The sequence below is a fragment of the Streptomyces sp. NPDC005863 genome (genome assembly GCF_042871345.1).
In the GTDB taxonomy this organism is placed as follows: Bacteria; Actinomycetota; Actinomycetes; order Streptomycetales; family Streptomycetaceae; genus Streptomyces.
In genome coordinates this window covers 1-18,550 of record NZ_JBIAII010000009.1, presented here as the reverse complement: position 1 = coordinate 18,550, position 18,550 = coordinate 1, and the positions used below count along the sequence as shown (strand labels likewise).

13 protein-coding genes are annotated in these 18,550 nt (G+C 71.7%); 5 read left to right on the top strand and 8 right to left on the bottom strand.

The features are described from left to right. Nucleotides 1-13: 13 nt before the first annotated feature. Both ACFYO9_RS27560 and ACFYO9_RS27555 read left to right on the top strand, forming a co-directional pair. Nucleotides 14-3,754, top strand: coding sequence for a hydantoinase B/oxoprolinase family protein (locus ACFYO9_RS27560; protein ID WP_358778775.1), 3,741 nt, complete (start codon nt 14-16; stop codon nt 3,752-3,754). Beyond that, nucleotides 3,735-4,340 (top strand): ATP/GTP-binding protein, encoded by a 606-nt coding sequence (locus ACFYO9_RS27555; RefSeq protein WP_358713257.1) that lies wholly within the window; start codon nt 3,735-3,737, stop codon nt 4,338-4,340. Before ACFYO9_RS27560 ends, ACFYO9_RS27555 begins: the two co-directional genes overlap by 20 nt. A 62-nt stretch (nt 4,341-4,402) precedes the next feature. Here the strand turns inward: ACFYO9_RS27555 and glpK are convergent, their stop codons facing one another. From glpK to ACFYO9_RS27530, 5 genes are all read right to left on the bottom strand, one after another. After that, on the bottom strand, nt 4,403-5,923 hold the full coding sequence (gene glpK, locus ACFYO9_RS27550; RefSeq protein WP_358778774.1) for a glycerol kinase GlpK: 1,521 nt from the start codon (nt 5,921-5,923) through the stop codon (nt 4,403-4,405). A gap of 22 nt (nt 5,924-5,945) precedes the next feature. Further along, the gene (locus ACFYO9_RS27545) at nt 5,946-6,701 is read right to left on the bottom strand and encodes an MIP/aquaporin family protein (protein WP_355819542.1); all 756 of its coding nucleotides are present in this window, start codon (nt 6,699-6,701) and stop codon (nt 5,946-5,948) included. Nucleotides 6,702-7,049: 348 nt separating this feature from the next. Continuing rightward, complete coding sequence (locus ACFYO9_RS27540; RefSeq protein WP_358778773.1) at nt 7,050-8,240, bottom strand: lipid-transfer protein; 1,191 nt, start codon at nt 8,238-8,240, stop codon at nt 7,050-7,052. Then, the gene (locus tag ACFYO9_RS27535; protein ID WP_358778772.1) at nt 8,237-8,662 is read right to left on the bottom strand and encodes a zinc ribbon domain-containing protein; all 426 of its coding nucleotides are present in this window, start codon (nt 8,660-8,662) and stop codon (nt 8,237-8,239) included. The genes ACFYO9_RS27540 and ACFYO9_RS27535 overlap by 4 nt, the downstream gene beginning before the upstream one ends. A 216-nt stretch (nt 8,663-8,878) precedes the next feature. Next, nucleotides 8,879-9,685 (bottom strand): M15 family metallopeptidase, encoded by an 807-nt coding sequence (locus tag ACFYO9_RS27530; protein ID WP_358778771.1) that lies wholly within the window; start codon nt 9,683-9,685, stop codon nt 8,879-8,881. 73 nt (nt 9,686-9,758) lie between these two features. On the opposite strand from ACFYO9_RS27530, the gene ACFYO9_RS27525 reads away from it, so the two are divergent. Continuing rightward, complete coding sequence (locus ACFYO9_RS27525) at nt 9,759-10,289, top strand: NUDIX domain-containing protein (protein WP_358778770.1); 531 nt, start codon at nt 9,759-9,761, stop codon at nt 10,287-10,289. A gap of 16 nt (nt 10,290-10,305) precedes the next feature. Here ACFYO9_RS27525 and ACFYO9_RS27520 read toward each other — a convergent pair whose 3' ends face one another. After that, nucleotides 10,306-12,669 carry a glycoside hydrolase family 31 protein gene (locus tag ACFYO9_RS27520; RefSeq protein ID WP_358778769.1) on the bottom strand — a complete coding sequence of 788 codons (2,364 nt, stop codon included), beginning with the start codon at nt 12,667-12,669 and terminating at the stop codon, nt 10,306-10,308. A 213-nt stretch (nt 12,670-12,882) separates the two neighbouring features. Here ACFYO9_RS27520 and ACFYO9_RS27515 point away from each other — a divergent pair, with 213 nt between their 5' ends. Further along, a complete protein-coding gene (locus tag ACFYO9_RS27515) occupies nt 12,883-14,868 on the top strand; it encodes an acetoacetate--CoA ligase (protein WP_358778768.1) in 1,986 nt (661 codons plus the stop codon). 88 nt (nt 14,869-14,956) lie between these two features. Then, nucleotides 14,957-15,847 carry a hypothetical protein gene (locus ACFYO9_RS27510; protein ID WP_358778767.1) on the top strand — a complete coding sequence of 297 codons (891 nt, stop codon included), beginning with the start codon at nt 14,957-14,959 and terminating at the stop codon, nt 15,845-15,847. Between the two features lie 60 nt (nt 15,848-15,907). Here the strand turns inward: ACFYO9_RS27510 and ptsP are convergent, their stop codons facing one another. Beyond that, complete coding sequence (ptsP, locus tag ACFYO9_RS27505) at nt 15,908-17,578, bottom strand: phosphoenolpyruvate--protein phosphotransferase (protein ID WP_355819566.1); 1,671 nt, start codon at nt 17,576-17,578, stop codon at nt 15,908-15,910. A 77-nt stretch (nt 17,579-17,655) separates the two neighbouring features. Continuing rightward, complete coding sequence (locus ACFYO9_RS27500; protein ID WP_358778766.1) at nt 17,656-18,105, bottom strand: PTS glucose transporter subunit IIA; 450 nt, start codon at nt 18,103-18,105, stop codon at nt 17,656-17,658. Between the last annotated feature and the right edge of the window lie 445 nt (nt 18,106-18,550).

Genomic DNA, 18,550 nt, shown 5'->3' with positions numbered 1-18,550 from the left:
CGGGAGTGAGAACGTGACTGGCTGGCAGTTCTGGGTCGACAGGGGCGGCACCTTCACCGACATCGTCGCGCGCCACCCGGACGGCAGCCTCCGGACCCACAAGCTCCTCTCGGAGAACCCCGCCCGCTACCGCGACGCGGCGGTCGCCGGCATCCGCGAACTGCTCGCCACGGCAGGCGGCGAGGGCGACGCGGAGAGCGGGCGCGACGAGGGCCACGCGGAGACCGGGCGCGGCGGGGGAGAGGCGGGCGGCGCTGACGCCGGCACCGCGACCGTCGACGCCGTCCGCATGGGCACCACCGTCGCCACCAACGCCCTCCTGGAGCGCACGGGCGAGCCCACCGCCCTGATCATCACCCGCGGCTTCCGCGACGCCCTGCGCATCGCCTACCAGAACCGCCCGCACATCTTCGCCCGCGAGATCGTCCTGCCCGAACTCCTCTACGAGAGGGTCATCGAGGTCGACGAGCGCGTCACCGCCGAGGGGGACGTCCTGCGCGCCCCCGACCTGGACGGCCTCGCGGACCCCTTGCGCACCGCCTACGCGGACGGAATCCGCTCCGTGGCGGTGGTCTGCATGCACAGCCACCTCCACCCGGCCCACGAACAGGCCATCGGTGACCTCGCCGCCCGTACCGGCTTCCCGCAGGTCTCGCTCTCCAGTGAGGTCAGCCCGCTCATGAAGCTCGTCCCGCGCGGCGACACCGCGGTGGTCGACGCCTATCTGTCACCCGTCCTGCGCCGCTACGTCCAGCACGTCGCCGACGAACTCCACGGCGTGCGGCTGATGTTCATGCAGTCGAACGGCGGCCTCGCCGAGGCGAGCCAGTTCCGCGGCAAGGACGCGATCCTCTCCGGACCCGCGGGCGGCATCGTCGGCATGGCCCGCATGTCACGGCTGGCCGGCTTCGACCGTGTCATCGGCTTCGACATGGGCGGCACCTCCACCGACGTCTCGCACTACGCGGGCGAGTACGAGCGGGTGTTCACCACGCAGATCGCCGGGGTCCGGCTGCGCGCCCCGATGCTCGACATCCACACCGTCGCCGCGGGCGGCGGGTCCGTGCTCCACTTCGACGGCAGCCGCTACCGGGTGGGCCCCGACTCGGCGGGCGCCGACCCGGGACCCGCGAGCTACCGGGGCGGCGGCCCGCTCACCGTGACCGACGCCAACGTCGCCCTCGGCCGCGTCCAGCCCGACCACTTCCCCCGGGTGTTCGGCCCCGACGGGGACCAGCCGCTCGACGGCGACCTCGTCCGGGAGCGCTTCGCGGCCTTGGCCGACGAGATCCGCGCGGCGACGGGCGACGACCGCACGCCCGAACAGGTCGCCGAGGGCTACCTCCGGATCGCGGTCGCCAACATCGCGGGCGCCGTCAAACGCATCTCGGTCCAGAAGGGCCACGACGTCACGCGGTACGCCCTCACCACGTTCGGCGGCGCGGGCGGCCAGCACGCCTGCATGGTCGCCGACTCGCTCGGCATCCGCACCGTCCTCGTACCGCCGATGGCCGGGGTGCTCTCCGCCCTCGGCATCGGACTCGCCGACACCACGGCGATGCGCGAACAGTCCGTGGAGACGCCGCTGGAGGCGTCGACGATGGAGCGCGTCCGCAGGACCGCCGACGACCTGGAGAGCGCCGCCCGCGACGAACTCCTCGCCGAGGACGTGCCGGCCGACCGCATCCGCGTCACCCGCCGCGCCCAACTTCGCTACGACGGCACGGACACCGCCCTGACCGTCGAGCTCACCGACCCGGCCACCATGAGCGGCGACTTCGAGGACCGGCACCGCGCCACCTACTCCTTCACCCTGGACCGCCCCCTCGTCGTCGAAGCCCTCTCCGTGGAGGCCACCGGCCTCACCGAACCGCCCGACCTCTCGGCCCTCGCGGGCGCCGGCACCCCGCACGTCCCGCACGTCCCGCACGCCCCGCTCCAGATCTGCCTGCACACCGGCGGCGCCTGGCACGACGTACCGCTGTACCGGCGCGCGCACCTGCCGCCCGGCGAGACCGTCACCGGACCGGCGGTCATCGTCGAGGACGGCTCCACGACGGTCGTGGACGACGGCTGGCGGGCGGCGACCACCGACGACGGGCACCTGGTCATGGAACGCGTCGCGGAGCCGGAGAGTTCCACCGCGAGCACCGCCGCCGACCCCGTCCTCCTCGAAGTCTTCAACAACCTCTTCATGTCCATCGCCGAACAGATGGGCGCCCGCCTGGAGTCCACCTCGCAGTCGGTGAACATCAAGGAGCGGCTCGACTTCTCCTGCGCGCTCTTCGACCCCGAGGGCAACCTCGTCGCCAACGCCCCGCACATCCCCGTCCACCTGGGATCGATGGGCACCAGCGTCAAGGAGGTGATCGAACGCCGCGGCGCCGCCATGCGCCCCGGGGACAGCTACGCCGTCAACGACCCGTACCACGGCGGCACACACCTCCCCGACGTCACCGTCATCACACCGGTCTTCGACCGGCCGGGGGAGCACGGCACCGCGCGGGAGCGGATCCTCTTCCACGTCGCCTCGCGCGGCCACCACGCCGAGATCGGCGGCATCGCGCCCGGCTCCATGCCCGCGGGCAGCCGCACCATCGACGAGGAGGGCATCCTGTTCGACAACTGGCTCCTCGTCGAAGAGGGCCGCTTCCGCGAGGCCGAGACCCGCGCCCTGCTCACCGACTCCCCCTACCCCTCGCGCAACCCGGACACCAACCTCGCCGACCTGCGCGCCCAGATCGCCGCCAACCAGAAGGGCGTCGACGAAGTCACCCGCATGATCGACGACTTCGGGCTCGACGTCGTCCAGGCCTACATGCGGCACGTCCAGGACAACGCGGAGGAAGCCGTACGACGCGTCATCGACGTCCTGGAGGAGGGCGAGTACGCCTACCGGACCGACGCGGGCGCCACGATCCGGGTGCGCGTCACCGTTGACCGCGCGGAACGCTCGGCGACCATCGACTTCACCGGGACCTCCGCGCAGCTCGACACGAACTTCAACGCGCCCTTCGCGGTGGTCAACGCCGCCGTCCTGTACGTCTTCCGCACCCTCGTGGACGACGACATCCCGCTCAACGACGGCTGCCTGCGCCCGCTGCGGATCGTCGTGCCGCCCGGCTCCCTGCTCTCGCCCGAGCCGCCCGCGGCCGTCGTCGCCGGCAATGTGGAGACTTCCCAGGCCATCACCGGCGCCCTCTACGCCGCCCTCGGCGTCCAGGCCGAGGGCTCCGGCACGATGAACAACGTCACCTTCGGCAACGACCACCACCAGTACTACGAGACCGTGGCCTCCGGCTCGGGAGCGGGCGACGGCTTCGCCGGGGCGCCCGTCGTGCAGACCCACATGACCAACTCGCGGCTCACCGACCCCGAGGTCCTGGAGTGGCGGCTGCCCGTCCTCCTGGAGGAGTTCGCGGTGCGGCGGGGCAGCGGCGGCGCGGGGCGGTGGCGGGGCGGCGACGGAGCCGTGCGCCGCATCCGCTTCCGCGAGCCGATGACGGTCTCCACCCTGTCGCAGCACCGCGCGGTCGCGCCGTACGGCATGGCGGGCGGCGCGGGTGGCGCACTCGGGGCCAACCGCGTGGAGCGCGCGGACGGTTCCGTCGTGGAGCTCGCCGGCAGCGACTCGGCCGACCTCGGCCCCGACGACGTACTAGTGATCGAAACACCCGGCGGCGGCGGATACGGACCGGCGCCGCGCGACACCACCGATCCAGGAGAAGTGAGCGATGATCTTCAGGCGTTCTGAGCGCGGCAAGGCCCCCGTGGAGCCGGTCACGCTGAAGATCCTCGTGGCGGGCGGCTTCGGCGTCGGCAAGACGACGCTGGTCGGCGCGGTCAGCGAGATCAAACCGCTGCGTACGGAGGAGACCCTCAGCGAGGCGGGCCGGCCCGTCGACGACACGAGCGGCGTCGCCGGCAAGCACACCACCACGGTGGCCATGGACTTCGGCCGCATCACCCTGCGCGAGGACCTCGTCCTGTACCTCTTCGGCACGCCGGGGCAGGACCGCTTCTGGTTCCTCTGGGACGAGCTGGCCACCGGGGCGCTGGGCGCCGTCGTCCTCGCCGACACCCGCCGCCTGGAGGACTGCTTCGCCGCCGTCGACTACTTCGAGCGGCGCTCCATACCCTTCGTCGTCGGCGTCAACTGCTTCGAGGGTTCCTCCCGTTACCCCGCGGACACCGTGCGCCAGGCCCTCGACCTCGACTCCGACGTGCCGGTGGTGCTGTGCGACGCGCGCGACCGCGAGTCCGTCAAGGAAGTCCTCATCGACGTCGTGGAACACGCGATGGCGGCGGCCGCGGCGGCCAGGGAGCCCGCCACCAGGTAGCCGCCCCGCGCGAGCGGCCCGTACCCCCGCCGACCGGGGTACGAGCCGCGGCTCCGCTCGGCTCAGCCCTCGCCGCCCTCCAGCCAGCCGAAGCTACGCTCCACCGCCTTGTGCCAGTTCTGGAACTCCCGGTCCCGCGAATCGGCGGCCATCTGCGGCGTCCACTCCACGTCCCGCTGCCAGTGCGCCTTGAGCTCGTCGAGGTCGTTCCAGACACCCGTGGCGAGCCCGGCCGCGTACGCCGCGCCCAGACAGGTCGTCTCGGAGACCTTGGGTCGGATCACCGGCACGCCCAGGACGTCCGCCTGATGCTGCATCAGCAGATTGTTCTTGGTCATGCCGCCGTCCACCTTGAGGTGGGTGAGCCGCACCCCGGAGTCCTGGTACATGGCGTCCACGACCTCGCGGGTCTGCCAGCTGGTCGCCTCCAGCACCGCACGCGCGAGATGCGCCTTCGTCACGTACCGGGTGAGCCCGGTGACGACACCGCGCGCGTCGGAGCGCCAGTACGGCGCGTAGAGGCCGGAGAAGGCCGGCACGATGTACGCCCCGCCGTTGTCCTCCACGCTCGCCGCCAGGGGCTCGATCTCGTCGGCCGAGCGGATGATGCCGAGCTGGTCCCGGAACCACTGCACCAGGGCGCCGGTGATCGCGATGGACCCCTCCAGGCAGTAGACCGCGGCCTCGGAGCCGATCTTGTAGCCCATGGTCGTGAGCAGCCCGTTCTTGGACGGGACGGGACGGTTGCCGGTGTTGAGCAGCAGGAAACTGCCCGTCCCGTACGTGTTCTTGGCCGAGCCGGTGTCGTAGCAGGCCTGTCCGAAGACGGCCGCCTGTTGGTCGCCGAGGGCGGAGGCGACGGGCACCCCGGAGAGCTGGCCCACGGCCGTGCCGTACACCTCGGCCGAGGACCTGATCTCCGGCAGGATGGCCTCGGGGATGTTCATCGCCGACAGGATCGACGGGTCCCACTGGAGCGTCTCCAGGTTCATCAGCATGGTGCGGCCCGCGTTGGTGACGTCGGTGACGTGCTTGCCGCCATCGGTGCCGCCCGTGAGGTTCCAGATGAGCCAGGAGTCGATGGTGCCGAAGGCGATCTCACCGCGCTCGGCACGGGCCCTGAGCCCCGGCACGTTGTCGAGCAGCCAGGCCGCCTTGGGCCCGGAGAAGTAGCTGGCGAGGGGCAGCCCGGTCTGCTCGCGGAAGCGGTCCTGGCCGTCGGCGCCGCCCAGTTCGTTGCAGAGCCCCGACGTGCGGGTGTCCTGCCAGACGATCGCGTTGTGCACGGGCTTGCCGGTGGCGCGGTCCCACAGGACCGTGGTCTCGCGCTGGTTGGTGATGCCGAGTGCGCTGACCTGGTCGGCGCGCAGTCCTGCCTTGGCTATCGCCCCCGCGACCACCGCCTGCACCTTCGACCAGATCTCGGTGGCGTCGTGTTCCACCCAGCCCGGCTTGGGGAAGATCTGGCGGTGTTCGCGCTGGTCGACGGCGACGATCGCGCCGTCCTGGTCGAAGATGATGCAGCGGCTCGACGTGGTGCCCTGGTCGATGGCGGCGACGAATTTCCCGGAGCTGTCCGGCATGGCTACCCCTTGACGAGAGGATTCAGAAGGCTGCGTTGTAGATGACGCCCGCGAGAGCCCCGCCGATCAGCGGGCCGGCCACCGGCACCCAGGCGTAACTCCAGTCGGATCCGCCCTTGTTGGGGATCGGCAGGAAGGTGTGCACGATGCGCGGGCCGAGGTCACGCGCCGGGTTGATGGCGTACCCCGTGGGTCCGCCCAGCGAGAGGCCGATGCCGACGACCAGGAAGGACACGATGAGCGTCTGCGTGCCGGACTCGCCGAGCCCCTTGGTCAGGCCGAAGGCGAGGATCGGCAGCACCAGCGCCATGGTCGCGATGACCTCGGTGATGATGTTGGCGACCGGGTTCCGGATCTCCGGAATGGTGGAGAAGATGCCGAGCGTCGGCGTCGGCTGGTGCACGCCCTCCGCGTCGCCCTTCGCGCCGCGCGCGACGTTGGCGTTGAACTGCGCCAGGTAGACGAGGTACGCGAGGACGGCGCCCAGCATCGCGCCGACCATCTGCCCGAGCAGATAGACCCAGACCTGGTCCCAGTCGCCGGTGTCGATGGCGATGCCGAGCGTGACGGCGGGGTTGAGGTGCCCGCCGGAGAGCGGCCCCGCGGTGTAGGCCCCGGCGAGCACGCCGAAGCCCCATCCGAAGGCGATGACGACCCATCCGGAGGCCTTTGCCTTCGAGTGGCTGAGCGTGACGGCGGCGCACACGCCGGCGCCGAAAAGAATCAGGATCGCGGTGCCGATGACCTCACCGACGAAGACGTCCCCGTTCGAGTACATGGCGGCTCCTAGGCCCTCGCCCGGGGCGGTGCGCCCCGGTCCTCCGTGCAGGGTGCGGTTCCCACGACCGCTGCCTGGATACGCCCGGCTGCTGCAACCGGAGGCAGGGGTCTCCCGCGCCCCGCCCGGCGTCCATGACGAGCGTGCCGTCGCCGTCGGATCGCCCGGGGGGATGACCTGTTGACCAGGCCCTTCACCGGAACCCGTCGCGCTCAGATGGTCTGGGCGCCGGGGCCGGGGTATGGCGACGCCGACTGACACCCGGAAGTGTTCACCGGTGGTGATGGAGCGTCAAGGTCGCGGACGGCAACGGTTCACCCGCGCGACACCGGCCCCCGCCGAGCGGTGTCAGCGCACCGCGACGACCGACGAGCCGTGCCCGAACAGACCCTGGTTCGCGGTGATGCCCACCCGCGCCCCATCGATCTGCCGCGCTCCCGCCGTCCCCCTCAACTGCCAGGTGACCTCGCAGACTTGGGCGATGGCCTGGGCCGGCACGGCCTCCCCGAAGGAGGCGAGGCCTCCGCTGGTGTTCACCGGCACCCGCCCGCCCGGCGACGTCGCCCCGTCGCGAAGGAGCTTGGCCCCCTCGCCCTCGCCGCACAGCCCGAGATCCTCGTACCACTGGAGCTCCAGCGCGGTCGACAGGTCGTACACCTCGGCCAGGGATATGTCCTCCGGGCCGATGCCCGCCTCCTCGTACGCCGCGCGCGCGATGGACGCCCGGAAGGTGCCGTCGGCGGGCTCGACGGCCGCCGCCGAGTCGGTGGCGATGTCCGGCAGGTCGAGCACGGTGGTGGGGTAGGTGGGCGTGACGGTGGACACCGCGCGGATGCGCACCGGGTCCGGCGCCCCGTGCCGCCGCGCGAACTCCATGCTGCAGAGCACCAGGGCCGCCGCCCCGTCCGAGGTCGCGCAGATGTCGAGCAGCCGCAACGGGTCGGCGACGACGGCCGACGCGGCGACCTCGTCGGCGGTGACGGGCTTGCGGTAGCGGGCGTGGGCGTTGAGCGCGCCCGCCGCCGCGTTCTTCACCTTGACCTGGGCGAAGTCCTCCAGGGTGTCGCCGTGCACGGCCATGCGGCGGCGGGCGTAGAGCCCGAAGTAGGCGGGGTTGGTCGCGCCGAGGACCCGGAAGCGCAGCCAGTCGGGATCGTCGGCCCGGTCCCCGCCGGCCGGCCGGAAGAACCCCTTGGGCGCGGCGTCGGCACCCACCACCAGGACCACGTCGGCCAGGCCCGCGAGGATCTGGGTGCGCGCCGTGTTGACGGCCTGGGCGCCGGACGCGCAGGCCGCGTACACGCTCGCCACGCGCGCGCCCTGCCAGCCGAGGGCCTTGGCGAAGGTGGCCCCCGCCACGAACCCGGGGTAGCCGCCCCGGACCGTGTCCGCCCCGACGATCGAGCCCACGTCCCGCCAGTCGATCCCCGCGTCCGCGAGCGCCGCGCGCGCGGCCACCACTCCGTACTCGACGAAACCGCGTCCCCACTTGCCCCACGGGTGCATGCCCGCCCCGAGCACCGCCACCTCGCCGTTCATGCGCCCACCCCCACGGGTCGCCAGTGCCATGTCGTCCACGTCGTGTCGTCGTCCTCGTTCAGCACGCCCGGGACGGCCTCCACCTCCATGCCGACCTCCAGATCGGCGACACGGACCCCAGGAGCCCCCTGTCCGAGCACCACCATGCGCTCCGCCGCCAGCTCCACAGCGATCAACGTGTAGGGCTGCCACGGAAGTTCCGGGTTGGAGACGTACGGCGCGGGCGGCCGGTAGCGCCCGTCGGTGTACGACCAGACGCGTCCGCGCCGGGACAGCCCCACCTCGGCCAGCTCCCCGCCCGGGCAGCAGGGGTTGCGGCAGAACGCGTCCTCGCGGGGGAAGAAGACGGCGGCGCACGCCGAACAGCGCGTGCCCAGAAGGCGGAAGTCGTCACCCTCCCCGGCGAACCAGTGGGGCACCACGGGTGTGTGCGTACGGGGCAAGGCTCCTCCAGGCACTCGATCTGACGGAACGTCAGAAGTGTGCCACGGGCAACCGGATTACGTCAGGGGGGTGCGCGTGCCGGGAACGGTGAACCGGAGAGCCCTCTTTCGCGTCCGAGTATCGGAGAGGTCGTCCGGGGCCGACGGGGGTGGTTCCGGGCGGCCTCTCCCTGTGCCCCCTTGACGCCGTTGCGCTCACTTCCCTCGCAGCGACCCGGGCGAGACGGGGAAGTCGAAGTAGGTGTCGGGGAACAGCTCGGGCTTGTGGGTGAAGTGCCACCACTCCTCGGGGAGGTTGGTGAAACCCTGCCGGGCGAGTGCCGAGCGCAGCAGGTCGCGGTTGGCCCGCTGCTTCCCCTTGATCCGGGGATCGTCCGTGTGCGCCAGGGGGTCGAAGCAGTCGAAGCCCGTCCCCATGTCCACGGAGTTGTCGGGGAAGCGCTCGTTCCGCGGTCCGAAACAGGGCCTGAGCCGCTCGCCGGGGATGTACGGACGGGTCGGCAGGGCGGGCAGCCGCACCACGGTCAGATCCACCGTCGAGCCCCGACTGTGCCCGGACTTCTCCGCGATGTAGCCGTCCGCGAAGAGCCGCGACTTGTCGACATGGGGATAGAACTCGGCCTTCATGCGTTCGTCGCCCAGGTCCTTGGCCCAGCGCACGAAGTGGTCGACGGCCCGCTGAGGCCGGTAACAGTCGTACACCTTCAGCGAGTAGCCCTTGCGCAGGAGCGCCCGCTGCGCCTTGTGCAGCGCCTTCGCGGTGGGCGCGGTGAGGATGCACATCGGCCTGCGGTAGCCGTCGACGGGCTCGCCCACGAAGTTGTGCGGCGTGATGTAGCGCATCTCCTGGATGATCGTCGGGTCCACGTCGCGCAGCGCGACGAACTCCGGCGGAGCCTTCGGCTCCGGCTTCGCGTGCGCGGGGGAGGGGGCGGCGGCCACGGCCAGCAGGGCGGCGGCACCGAGGGCGATGGTCCGCAGCGCGGGGACAAGTCGGGTCATGCCTCCTGCGTCTATCAGGCAGACGGGGGCCCGCGAAAGACCGGTGCGTCGACGATCGGATACAGTCCGCCGCGTGTCCGCATCCCCACACCAGACCAACTCCCGTCCGCACTCCCACTGTTCGAGCTGTGGAGCCTCCTTCGGAGACCGGCCCGCGGACGGGCCCCGCACCTGCGCCGCCTGCGGCGCCGTCACATACCGCAATCCGCTGCCCGTGGCGGTGGCCCTCCAGCCCGTCTACGACACCCAGGGCACCGGCCTGGTCGTCGTGACCCGCACCATCACCCCCGCGCGCGGGGGCATCGCCCTGCCCGGCGGATTCATCGACGACCGGGAGGACTGGCGCCACGCGGTCGTACGCGAACTCAAGGAGGAGACCGGCATCGGCGCGGACAGCCGCGACGTGCGCCTGGCCGACGCCATGAGCGCCCCCGACGGATACCTGCTGCTCTTCGGCCTGCTCCCCGAACGCCCCGCCGCCGACCTGCCGCCCTCCGCGCCGACGGACGAGACCGAGTGCTGGAGCGTGCTGCGCCGCCCGGACGAGCTCGCCTTCCCGCTGCACACACTGGCGGCCGGGGCGTGGTTCCAGGGCCGCTACTGAGCCCCCTGCCGCCCGCTCAACGCCCTAGCCCGCGCACCCGCACCGGACGCTCCGGTGCGGGCCCTGCGCCGCCGTCCTCCCGCTCCACGACCACACGCCCGCCGCTCCACCGCGTCGTATACCGCTCCCACTCGCCCTCCTCCCACCCGTCACCCGCATCGGCCACCACCAGCCCCCCACCGGAAGCCCCCACGGACGGCGCCCACGCCTCCAGCTCCACACCGCCGTCAGCGCCCCGCACCGGCACCACCGAGCCCGCACGCGCCAGCACCGGGACGCGCGACAACGGAGCGTCCAACAGCACCTTCCCGGGCCCCTCGTACGCCGCGCCCGTCACCGTGTCGTACCAGCGGCCCCGCGGCAGCTGAACCGTCCGCCGCACCGCCCCGCTCTCGAACACCGGCGCCACCAACAGGCCGTCCCCGAGCAGGAACGCGTCCTCGCAGTCCCGCAACACCCTGTCCTCCGGAGCCCCCCACCACAGGGGCCGCACATAGGGAGCGCCCGTACGCCGCGCGAGATGCGCGAGGGTCACGAAGTACGGCAGCAACCGCCTGCGCTCGGCGAGCACCCCGCGCGCGTGCCCCAGCACCTCGTCGCCGAACTCCCACGGCTCGCGCCGCCCCGCCGTGATCGCCGCATGCGTACGGAACAACGGGAGATACGCCCCGAGCTGGAACCACCGCAGATACAGCTCCGGCGACGGACTGCCGTCGAACCCGCCCACATCCGGACCCGAATACGGCACCCCGCACAACCCGAGCCCCAGCACCAGGGAGAGCGACGCACGCAACCCCGCCCAACTCGTCGAGACGTCGCCGGACCACGTCCCTCCGTAGCGCTGCATTCCCGCCCAGCCGGAACGCGAGAACAAGAAGGGCCGCTCCTCGGGATGCAGCCGGCGCAGCGCCTCGTACCCGGCCCGCGCCATCGCCAGGCCGTACACGTTGTGGGCCTCCCTGTGATCGCCACCCCGCCCCTCCAGGCAATGCCGCGCCGAACGCGGCAGCGTCGTCTCGCCGAACGCCGCGAACGACACCGGCTCGTTCATGTCGTGCCAGAAACCCGAGAACCCCTGATCGAGGCGCTCCTCATAGAGCCCGCCCCACCACTCCCGCGCGCGCGGGTCGGTGAAATCCGGGTACACCGCCTCTCCGGGCCAGACGACACCGCGCACCTGCCGCCCCGCGGCATCCCGTACGAAGGCGTCGGCCGCCACCCCGCCGTCGTACACCGCGACCCCCGGCTCGGCCTTCACCGCAGGGTCGACGATCGAGACGAGCCGGGTGCCCGCCCTGCGCAACTCCCCGGCGAACTGCGGCAGCTTGGGGAAGCGCTCCTTGTCGACGGTGAACACCTTGTGCGCCTCGTAGTGGTCGATGTCCAGGTGCACGGCGTCCAACGGCAGGCCGCGCTCCTGATAGCCCGCGACGACCCGGCGCACCTCCTGCTCGCTGCCGAAGCCCCACCGCGCGTGATGGTGCCCGAGCGCCCAGGACGGCGGCAGCGCCGGGGGACCCGTGAGCGACGCCCAGGAGTGCAGCACGCGCGCGGGAGGCCCGACCATCGCCCAGTACCGCAACGGCCCGCCCCCCATCCGCACCTCGCACGAACCGGCCCGGTCGTGCCCCGACCCGTCACCCACCACCCCCTCGCACACCACGACCTCGCCCTCCCACGCGTTGTCGTGGAACACCAGATGCGTGCCCGCGTCGGCCACCACCATCTGCACCGGCATGGTGATGTACAGCGGATCGTCGTCAGGACCGAACGAGCCGCCCGGGTCGGTGTTCCACAGCCGGTACGTCCCGTTCCGCAGCCGGAGCCCGCCGGCGCGCCCCCCGAGGCCGAAGAACCGCGCGTCCGCCGCCACCTCCGAGCGCTGCACCCACCGCGCCGCCCCGCCCGCGACCGGCTCCCACCAGCGCGGCGGCAGATCGCGCCGCAGCAGCACCCCGCCCGGCGTGTACAGCGCGACGGCCCCGAGCCGCGAGACGACGACGGTGACCCGCTCCGACACGACCCGCCAGCCGCCCTCCTTGTCCGGCTCCAGGACGGCCCGCGGATCCGGCTCGGGACTCCGGCCCGACAACGCGTACGACGGCTCGGGCTCCGCGCCGTCCCAGCCCAGGAAGACCGCGCCCCCGGCGGTCACCCGCACCCGCAGCTCCGCGCGGGCGAACCGCACCACGCCACCACCGGACGCCGGCTCGATCGCCGTCACGGCACCCGGCACCCGCGCCCGCTCCGCGCCACCCCTGGGCAGCGCCCGCGCGTCCGACCGCCACCTGCGCCACGAGGAGCGCACCGTGCGCAACCCCTGCGCCGTGCCGACCATGCCGACCGCCTTCACCGAACGCACCAGGTCACGACCGTTCATGCTGCTCACCCTGCCACCGAAGAAGCCGCGCGTGTGCCGCGTTCAGCTGCCGTTCACCTGGGGCGACGCCACACAGCGGCGAGGCCCACTGTGTGGGGCCCACCCTGGTGCGGAAGTCGATCACGTGGCATCGTCCCCTTCAGCCGTGTTCACGCGCACACCCAGCACGTGCGCACTCCACGCATACGACGCGTACAGTCCGGGAGCCGCCCCATGACGTCCTCAGCGAACCCTGCGCCGCTCTGGCAGCCGAGCCCGGAGAGGATCGCCGCCGCGCAGGTCACCCGGTTCCAGGCCTGGGCGGCCGAGCACCACGGAGCCCCGGCCGACGGGGGATACGCGGCGCTGCACCACTGGTCCGTGACCGAGCTCGAGACGTTCTGGAAGGCCGTCACCGACTGGTTCGACGTCCGCTTCTCCACGCCGTACGCGCGCGTGCTCGGCGACCGCGCCATGCCCGGCGCCACCTGGTTCCCCGGCGCCACCCTCAACTACGCCGAGCACGCCCTGCGCGCCGCCGACGACCCCACGCGCGCGGACGAGCCCGCCATCCTCCACGTCGACGAGAGCCAGGACCCGCAAGCGGTCACCTGGGCCGAGCTGCGCCGCCAGGTCGGCTCGCTCACCGCCGAACTGCGCACCCTCGGCGTCCGCCCCGGAGACCGCGTCAGCGGCTACCTGCCGAACATCCCGCAGGCCGTCGTCGCCCTGCTCGCCACCGCGGCCGTCGGCGGCGTCTGGACCTCCTGCGCCCCCGACTTCGGTGCCCGCAGCGTCCTGGACCGCTTCCAGCAGGTCGAACCGGTCGTCCTGTTCACCGTCGACGGCTACCGCTACGGCGGCAAGGAGCACGACCGCCGCGACACCGTCGCCGAACTCCGCTCCGAACTGCCGAGCCTGCGCGCCGTCGTCCACATCCCGCTGCTCGGCACGGACGCCCCCGAAGGCGCCCTGGAATGGTCGGCCCTCACCTTCGCCGACGTGGCCCCCACCTTCGAAGCGGTGCCCTTCGACCACCCCCTGTGGGTGCTCTACTCCTCCGGCACCACCGGCCTGCCCAAGGCGATCGTCCAGTCCCAGGGCGGCATCCTCGTCGAACACCTCAAGCAGCTCGGCCTGCACTGCGACCTCGGACCCGACGACCGCTTCTTCTGGTACACCTCGACCGGCTGGATGATGTGGAACTTCCTCGTCTCCGGCCTCCTGACGGGCACCACGATCGTCCTGTACGACGGCAGCCCCGGCTACCCCGACACCGGCGCCCAGTGGCGCATCGCCGAGCGCACCGGAGCCACCCTCTTCGGCACCTCCGCCGCGTACGTCATGGCCTGCCGCAAGGCGGACGTCCACCCGGCCCGCGACTTCGACCTCTCCCGCGTCACCTGCGTCGCCACCACCGGCTCCCCGCTGCCCCCCGACGGCTTCCGCTGGCTGCACGACGCGTTCGCCGACATCCCCGGCGGCCTGTGGACCGCGTCCGTCAGCGGCGGCACCGACGTCTGCTCCTGCTTCGCCGGTGCGGTCCCCACCCTCCCCGTCCACATCGGCGAGCTCCAGGCCCCCTGCCTCGGCACCGACCTGCAGTCCTGGGACCCCCAGGGCAAACCGCTCATCGATGAAGTCGGCGAGCTCGTCGTCACCAACCCCATGCCCTCCATGCCGATCCACTTCTGGAACGACCCGGACGGCACCCGCTACCACGACAGCTACTTCGACACCTACCCCGGCGTCTGGCGACACGGCGACTGGATCACCCTCACCTCACGAGGCTCGGTGATCATCCACGGCCGCTCCGACTCCACCCTCAACCGCCAGGGCGTCCGCATGGGTTCGGCCGACATCTACGAGGCCGTCGAACGGCTCCCCGAGATCCGCGAATCCCTCGTCATCGGCGTCGAACAGCCCGACGGCGGCTACTGGATGCCGCTCTTCGTCCACCTCGCCGAAGGCGCCACACTCGACGACGCCCTGCGCGACCGCATCAAGCGGACCATCCGCGCCGAGCTCTCCCCACGCCACGTCCCCGACGAGGTCATCGAGGTCCCCGGCATCCCGCACACCCTCACCGGCAAGCGCATCGAGGTCCCCGTCAAGCGCCTCCTGCAAGGGGCGTCCATGGACAAGGCGGTCAACCGCGGCTCCGTCGACCGCGTCGAACTCCTCGACTTCTACGCCGACCTGGCCCGCGAGCGCGCCTGACGCACACACCTTTCCCCAGCTCAACCCCGGTTGTCAGTGGCTCTGGTTACTGTGAGTGAGCATTGATCGACCGAATGCAGGGGGAAGCATGACGCACGCACGACACGACACGATGCGCCGCGCACTGCGCCGCGAAGTCGCCGGAACCATCGGCCTGCTGGCCGACGAGGAGGACTTCGCGGCCATGCGCCGCTACCGCACCTTCACCTTCGACGACCACCAGACCTACCTCCAGCAGGTCGAAGGCCTCCTCAAGACCTTCGCCTCCCAGGGCAGGCACACCACGGTCGCCCTCTTCGACCCCGAGGACTACGCCCACTATTGCGCGGAGAGCGGCCTGGACCCGGACGCCCCGGCCAGCCGCACCCGCTTCACCGCCGAACTGGCAGCAGGCGGCCCCACCGTGCCGTACGAGGGCCAGCCCCTCGCCGACCTCGTCCCCGACCTGGTCGACGAGGCGGTCCGCCAGGCCACCTGGGAGTACGCCACGGTGACCCTCGCCCGCACCGGCACCTGCGCGACCTGCGGCGAGGACATCGGACGCGCCGCCTTCACCCGCGCCTCCCGACTGATCACCCGAGCCCTCGACATCCCAGGGCCTGGCACCCGGCACCTGGTGTGCAGCGTGCCCTCCGATCCCGAGACCCTCCTCGCCGCACTCCACGTGGAGATCGACGCCGAAGGCCGCGCACTGCTCGACGACACCGAAGCCATGGAGTTCGCCACCGTCCTCGCGGTCGGCATCGCCACCCACCGGGCGGCCGGCATGGTGCTGCGCTCCAGCGCCGACGGGACCCGCGACCGCGTCCAGGGCTGGCGCATGGACGGCGGCAGGCTCCAACCCCTCACCGCGGCCGAAGTCTTCGACGCGTATTGCACCGACGCCCTCTCCGGAGAACTCGTCGCGCCGGAATCCAACGTCGACTACTGCGCGGCGCCCGACCTGGACGACGCCCCCGACACCGGACACCACCACTGAACGCACCAGGGGCGCCCCACCGATGCGGTGGGGCGCCCCTGGGACAGGACAGGCGGACGACTACTCGCCCGACAGCACCGCCTGCGCGGCCTTGCGGGCCTCCTCGGCGCTGTCCGCGGCACGCGCCGCCGACGCGGCACGCTCGCACTGCGCCAGCGTGTACTTGCCGAGCGTCGCACGCACGTAAGGAATGGACGCCGCACCCATCGAGAGAGAGGTGACACCCAGACCGGTGAGCACACAGGCGAGCAGCGGATCCGAAGCGGCCTCACCGCACACGCCACAGCTCTTGCCCTCGGCGCGCGCCGCCTCGGCGGACAGCGACACCAGGTCGAGCAGCGCCGGCTGCCACGGGTCCTGCAGCCGGGACACGGCACCGACCTGCCGGTCGGCGGCGAAGGCGTACTGCGCGAGGTCATTGGTGCCCAGCGACAGGAACTCGACCTCCTGGAGGATCGAGCGCGCCCGCAGCGCGGCCGACGGAATCTCGACCATCGCGCCGAACTTCGCCTGCAGCCCCGCCTCACGGCACGCGTCCGCGAACGCCTTGGCGTCGATGCGGTCCGCCACCATCGGGGCCATGACCTCGAGGTAGACGGGCAGCCCCTCGGCGGCCTTGGCCAGCGCGGTCAGCTGCGTGCGCAGCACCTCGGGGTGGTCGAGCAGCGACCGCAGACCCCGCACACCGAGGGCCGGGTTCGGCTCGTCACCGGGCGTCAGGAAGTCCAGCGGCTTGTCCGCGCCGGCGTCCAGCACACGGACGACGACACGTCCCTCGGGGAAGGCCTCGAGCACCTTGCGGTACGACTCGACCTGCTTCTCCTCGGACGGCGCCTTCGTGCTGTCGTCGAGGAAGAGGAACTCGGTACGGAACAGACCGACACCCTCGGCACCGGCCTCGACGGCGGCCGGCACATCGGCGGGACCGCCGACGTTGGCCAGCAGCGGCACCTTGTGCCCGTCGGACGTCGCACCCGGACCGGTCGCCGCGGCCAGCGCCGCCTTGCGCTCGGCGGCGGCGGCCTCGAGCTGCTCCCGCTTCTCTACGCTCGGGTCCACGAAGATCTCACCGGTGCTGCCGTCGACGGCCACGACCGTGCCCTCGACGAGCTCACCGGCGCCCGGCAGCGCGACGACGGCCGGCACCCCGAGTGCCCGAGCGAGAATCGCGCTGTGACTGGTGGGCCCACCCTCTTCGGTGACGAAGCCGAGCACCAGCGCCGGGTCGAGCAGCGCGGTGTCGGCGGGCGCCAGGTCACGCGCGATCAGTACGTACGGCTGGTCGCTGTCCGGGACACCCGGCATCGGCACACCCAGCAGGCGCGCGACGATGCGGTTCCGCACGTCGTCGAGGTCGGCGACCCGGCCTGCCATGTACTCACCGGCACCGGCGAGCAGTTCGCGGTAGTGGGAGAACGCGTCGTAGACGGCGCGCTCGGCGGTGCTGCCGACGGTGATGCGCCGGTCGACGTCCGACATCAGCTCCGGGTCCTGGGCGATCATCGCCTGCGCCTCGAGGACCGCCTGGGCCTCGCCACCGGCCAGATTGCCGCGCGCATTCAGGTCGGCCGCCACAGCTTCCACGGCCTGGCGAGCGCGCCCCTGTTCACGCCCGGCCTCCTCCGCGGGAATCTGCTTGGCCGGCGGCTCGAGAACCGCCGTGCCCATGTGCCGAACCTCGCCGATCGCCACACCGTGGCTCACACCGACGCCTCGCAGCGTTGTCTCCATTTCACCCGTCTCCGGTAGTGCGACGGGCCGAGCCGTCGCGGTGGTTGTCGTGCCTGCCGTCAGCGACGGCGATGACGTCACTTCCAGCTGAAGAGCGCGTCGCCGGACTTCACTTCGCCGTCCTCGACGAGATCGGAGAGCGATTCGGCTGTGGCCTCGAGCGCCACGATCGGGCACACCGGGGACTTGCCGGCGGCCTCGACGGCCGACGGGTCCCAGCGCACCACGGCTTGGCCGCGCTGCACGGTGTCGCCCTTGTTCACGAGGAGCTCGAAGCCCTCGCCGTTGAGCTGCACGGTGTCGATGCCGAGGTGCGTCAGCACACCGTGACCCTGGTCGTCGACCACCACGAACGCGTGCGGGTGAAGAGAGACGACGATGCCGTCCACGGGAGAGACGGCCTCGGAAGGCTCGCGCACGGGATCAATGGCAGTGCCAGGCCCGACCATCGCGCCCGAGAACACGGGATCAGGTACTGCAGAGAGCCCGATGGCGCGTCCTGCAAGCGGGGACGAAACACTGGTCATGGCATGCCTCCCAGGGGGTGGAGATTCGTAGTCGTCGCCACTACCTGTCCTGGACGACGCACTGTTCAGAAGCGTAAGTCATAAGAAGTCCCGGTTCCGCACGATGGGTCCCGGTTGCGGGACGTAGAGGCAGTGCACAACGATTTGCGCCCACCGGGGACCCGATGTAGAGTCGGACTCCTGCCTGAGGCCGTGGGGCGCGGTAAGCGCCCGGCTTCGGCGGCAACCTTCACGTCAGATCCTATCCCTGGGTTCGCCTCCGCATGTCTGCGGTGGGAGTGGTCAGGGAGTCGAATAAGACCTGATAAAGTCGGAGCCGCCGGAAAGGGAAACGCGAAAGCCGAAAGGCCGGAGCGGGAACCGGAAAGGCACCGAGGAAGTCGGACACGAAAGAGTCTGATAGAGTCGGAAACGCAAGAACGAAGAACAAAAAGAAACACCGAAG

Bases quoted from the DNA above. Each gene is read 5' to 3' on its own strand.
- ACFYO9_RS27555 (WP_358713257.1), top strand. From the start codon at position 3,735: ATGATCTTCAGGCGTTCTGAGCGCGGCAAGGCCCCCGTGGAGCCGGTC.
- glpK (WP_358778774.1), bottom strand. From the start codon at position 5,923: ATGCCGGACAGCTCCGGGAAATTCGTCGCCGCCATCGACCAGGGCACC.
- ACFYO9_RS27545 (WP_355819542.1), bottom strand. From the start codon at position 6,701: ATGTACTCGAACGGGGACGTCTTCGTCGGTGAGGTCATCGGCACCGCG.
- ACFYO9_RS27540 (WP_358778773.1), bottom strand. From the start codon at position 8,240: ATGAACGGCGAGGTGGCGGTGCTCGGGGCGGGCATGCACCCGTGGGGC.
- ACFYO9_RS27530 (WP_358778771.1), bottom strand. From the start codon at position 9,685: ATGACCCGACTTGTCCCCGCGCTGCGGACCATCGCCCTCGGTGCCGCC.
- ACFYO9_RS27520 (WP_358778769.1), bottom strand. From the start codon at position 12,669: ATGAACGGTCGTGACCTGGTGCGTTCGGTGAAGGCGGTCGGCATGGTC.
- ACFYO9_RS27515 (WP_358778768.1), top strand. From the start codon at position 12,883: ATGACGTCCTCAGCGAACCCTGCGCCGCTCTGGCAGCCGAGCCCGGAG.
- ACFYO9_RS27510 (WP_358778767.1), top strand. From the start codon at position 14,957: ATGACGCACGCACGACACGACACGATGCGCCGCGCACTGCGCCGCGAA.
- ptsP (WP_355819566.1), bottom strand. From the start codon at position 17,578: ATGGAGACAACGCTGCGAGGCGTCGGTGTGAGCCACGGTGTGGCGATC.
- ACFYO9_RS27500 (WP_358778766.1), bottom strand. From the start codon at position 18,105: ATGACCAGTGTTTCGTCCCCGCTTGCAGGACGCGCCATCGGGCTCTCT.